Source organism: Domibacillus antri, from assembly GCF_001936625.1.
In the GTDB taxonomy this organism is placed as follows: Bacteria; Bacillota; Bacilli; order Bacillales; family Domibacillaceae; genus Domibacillus; species Domibacillus antri.
This window is the reverse complement of record NZ_MSDU01000064.1, coordinates 1-2,875: the sequence shown is the minus strand read 5'-3', so window position 1 is coordinate 2,875 and position 2,875 is coordinate 1. Positions and strand designations below refer to the sequence as shown.

Genomic DNA, 2,875 nt, shown 5'->3' with positions numbered 1-2,875 from the left:
ACTGCTCCGCGGTATGCCATTATTTAAAATCCTCCAATGCGGCACTTGCAATCTTTTGCAGCCGCTCGCGTGATTTGATGATGCTTTGCCCCCATTTGAGATCGTCGATTGCAATCTTAGTAAGTGCCGATCTAAGTCGTTTATTTTCTTCACGGACTTCATTCACAACAGCAATTTTCATTTCATTATTTTGTTTATACCGGTCGAATTCTTCTTGCAACTGCTTGTATTTAGCTTGATTCGAGCCTTTTGAAGCTTTGCTGAGTTTTCGTATATCGCGCCTGCTCATGCTGTATCACCTGCCCTGTCAATTCCTCAAACCACTGCTTGTCCCCCGTTAGAAGGGCCAGATCGATCAATGCCGACTTATCCTGCCATTCATCCAACAACGTTCCGACTGGCTCTAGTCGATGAGCTTCATATGATCCTTTCGTCGGCCGGTTCCATTCAATTTCGCCGCCTATGATCCGCGCAACTTTCGTTAATTCTATTTGATGACCGTAATAACCGACGTTGCTGATATAACCGATCGCTGTAATGTCGCCTATTTGAACTGAAACCCACTCCCCAATCCTCAACAAGGCAGTCACCCCTTATCTTCTAAGCTTTCTGCCGCAAACAATTTTAAAAAAGAAACTATAGAAAAGGTCATTAAGACGATGGTGACCTCAAAAACTCATTTAAATTATTTTTCACCGTTTCCGCCTCCAAGTCCCATTTTTATATTCCATCACAGCCACTTCCTGCCCGATCGCCTGTTCAAGCAGCTTCCGCCGCAAGGAGAAATCCCGTGAAGCAGGACCACCTTTCACGTCCACCACTTCAGTCTTTCCATCTTTATATGTGACATGAAAATCAGCCGTGTATTTCGCCCCTGCCTTCGTTTTAGAGCCTTTTCCGGAACAGAGAGAGCATTTTATCTCGCGTTTTGTTTTCGTGCTGATTTGACGCCCTGTGCCTTCACATCGACGACATGTGACGATGTATGCTGGGATAATTTCATATACCGGTTGCACTTCGACTTTCTCGACCGCCGGATCAGCAAGCAGAAGCTTGTAGTATTCAGCCTCTGCTTTGCTGTCAAACACCTTGCCGAAAGCGAAGGTTTTCTTAGCGTTCCAGTTACGCCCTGCTGTTTTAACCGGCTTCCTTGTCATACAGCACCTCAAAAATCGTGACTTGATTTCGCTCAAATTCGGCTTGTGCAGCTTCTTCCGCGGCTTTTTTCTTGCAGACAGGGCCCATGCCGGCACCCATGCTTTTTTGCGACTTGAGCAGCCGGTTACAGCGTTCACAGAGTCTCATCAATATCCACTCTCCTGCCGCTGGTGATTGACTGCATTTTTTGCAAAGTACGCTTCTTCGATCTGTTCCCAGGTAAAGCTTAGCTTTTTGCCTAACGCAACGAATTGAGAAAGAAGATTTTCTGTGTGTACGATATCCACTGCCCCTTCTAAATCCCAAAACATGTTTATGTCCCTGGAACGACCGGCCAAACCAATAAACCCTGCTGTAATTTCAAATTCATGTGGCCATTCCCAATACTCTAATTTTTCATGCCCTAACTCGATGACGATGCTTAAAATGAAATGCAGGCAGTCAACGTATTCTTCAAGAAGCGGGTTTCTATCAACGACAAGATAGCCCGCGCATTTTTCGCAGTGATACCAATGGTTCCCTAAAGCGTGAGCCCCTTTCTCTTTGTCTACTGGCGGGTTACCTCTCCAATAACCCTTTGTAAAACAATCCGGGCAATTTTCCCGCTTCCAAGTACAAGGTTTTTGATTATTACTCCATTTTTTAAAACCACGCCATTCATTCGCGCATTCACCAATCTCTGCGATCAATGCAAGAATCTTCCAGTCTAAATTATCTTGCCCCTTTAATTCGGGATGCTCATTCATAATGTGTTCATCCAGCACCCGTTGCATATCAATCAACTTTGTTAGAATCATCAGTCATAACCTCCTTCACAAGATCAGCCGTGATTTTCTGCACCTTTGTCATGCTGTTTTGCCGGTACTCAGCAATCAGTTTTTCCCGTTCCTCGTATGTCGGTTTCGGGTTATTCGCGTGTGCATTAGCCGCAACGAGCATTTCGTATGATTGTTTTGTGTAGTGCAATCAATCGCCTCCGAATAAACTTAATTGTTCGACTGTTTCAGACGGCTTGGCAGCTAGTTTCAGCCTTTCTAAAACCGGTCCGTGCAGCGGAAACAGCCGATCAAGCAACTGCTTGTGATAAGATTTTGTGATTGTTACACTAAGCCCGATAGATTCGTAGCTTCGAGTCACTTGCGACCGGTCTAAGTCCTCGAGCTCTAACGCAGTCAAGATATAATCAACGTGTGTGCCGGACAAGCCGACAACGCCGTTCACGCTGTCAAAGTACACCGAATCTCTCAAAGACAGAAAAAGCAATTCAGGGACAGCGGAATACTTTCGCATACCTACTCATTTCCAGATTTAAGAAGATCTGGATTTTCGTAAATATTTCCGATGACAACGGCGAAACTTGAAGTCTCATCTTCAAATTCGTAGTAATCCATTCCGTGTCCTTCCGCTCCGATGGGAATGAAAACCCACGAACCGTAATCGTCCCAGACTACTTTATAACGTTTGTTATCAAGGAAATCTTCAAGGATGTCACCTTCGTAAATTTCAACGTCATTTCCATCTTTTAATCCGGTGTATTGCATCAAAATGCAATTGTCAGTAAGGTCATAATTGTGGACTTCGCTATATCCACCAATAGAATGATCAATTAGATCCATTTGCTCCGAATCATCTGAACAAGCTAATCCGTTTACGTTCCACATTGATCCATTAATGAATGCCCGAAACTTAATCTCACGCATCAATACCACGTCCCTTT

At 44.4% G+C, this 2,875-nt stretch carries 8 protein-coding genes; all 8 read right to left on the bottom strand.

The window, feature by feature from the left end; translation table 11 throughout:
• Positions 1–19 precede the first annotated feature (19 nt).
• Positions 20–289 carry a hypothetical protein gene (locus BTO30_RS16270; protein ID WP_143332003.1) on the bottom strand — a complete coding sequence of 90 codons (270 nt, stop codon included), beginning with the start codon at positions 287–289 and terminating at the stop codon, positions 20–22.
• Positions 231–581 carry an IDEAL domain-containing protein gene (locus BTO30_RS16265; RefSeq protein WP_075399743.1) on the bottom strand — a complete coding sequence of 117 codons (351 nt, stop codon included), beginning with the start codon at positions 579–581 and terminating at the stop codon, positions 231–233. Before BTO30_RS16265 ends, BTO30_RS16270 begins: the two co-directional genes overlap by 59 nt.
• 111 nt (positions 582–692) lie before the next feature.
• Complete coding sequence (locus BTO30_RS16260; protein WP_075399742.1) at positions 693–1,157, bottom strand: DUF1064 domain-containing protein; 465 nt, start codon at positions 1,155–1,157, stop codon at positions 693–695.
• Positions 1,138–1,305, bottom strand: coding sequence for a DUF6011 domain-containing protein (locus BTO30_RS17445; RefSeq protein ID WP_245796548.1), 168 nt, complete (start codon positions 1,303–1,305; stop codon positions 1,138–1,140). Before BTO30_RS17445 ends, BTO30_RS16260 begins: the two co-directional genes overlap by 20 nt.
• Positions 1,305–1,955, bottom strand: a complete 651-nt coding sequence (locus BTO30_RS16255; protein ID WP_075399741.1) for a dUTP diphosphatase — start codon at positions 1,953–1,955, stop codon at positions 1,305–1,307. The genes BTO30_RS17445 and BTO30_RS16255 overlap by 1 nt, the downstream gene beginning before the upstream one ends.
• Positions 1,933–2,124, bottom strand: a complete 192-nt coding sequence (locus BTO30_RS16250; protein WP_075399740.1) for a hypothetical protein — start codon at positions 2,122–2,124, stop codon at positions 1,933–1,935. The genes BTO30_RS16255 and BTO30_RS16250 overlap by 23 nt, the downstream gene beginning before the upstream one ends.
• A complete protein-coding gene (locus BTO30_RS16245) occupies positions 2,125–2,394 on the bottom strand; it encodes a hypothetical protein (RefSeq protein WP_143332001.1) in 270 nt (89 codons plus the stop codon).
• A 56-nt stretch (positions 2,395–2,450) separates the two neighbouring features.
• On the bottom strand, positions 2,451–2,875 hold a 425-nt coding region (locus tag BTO30_RS16240; RefSeq protein ID WP_211272857.1), incomplete at its 5' end, for a YopX family protein.

Coding starts and splice junctions, on each gene's coding strand:
- BTO30_RS16270 (WP_143332003.1), bottom strand. CDS start 289: ATGAGCAGGCGCGATATACGAAAACTCAGCAAAGCTTCAAAAGGCTCG.
- BTO30_RS16260 (WP_075399742.1), bottom strand. CDS start 1,157: ATGACAAGGAAGCCGGTTAAAACAGCAGGGCGTAACTGGAACGCTAAG.
- BTO30_RS17445 (WP_245796548.1), bottom strand. CDS start 1,305: ATGAGACTCTGTGAACGCTGTAACCGGCTGCTCAAGTCGCAAAAAAGC.
- BTO30_RS16255 (WP_075399741.1), bottom strand. CDS start 1,955: ATGATTCTAACAAAGTTGATTGATATGCAACGGGTGCTGGATGAACAC.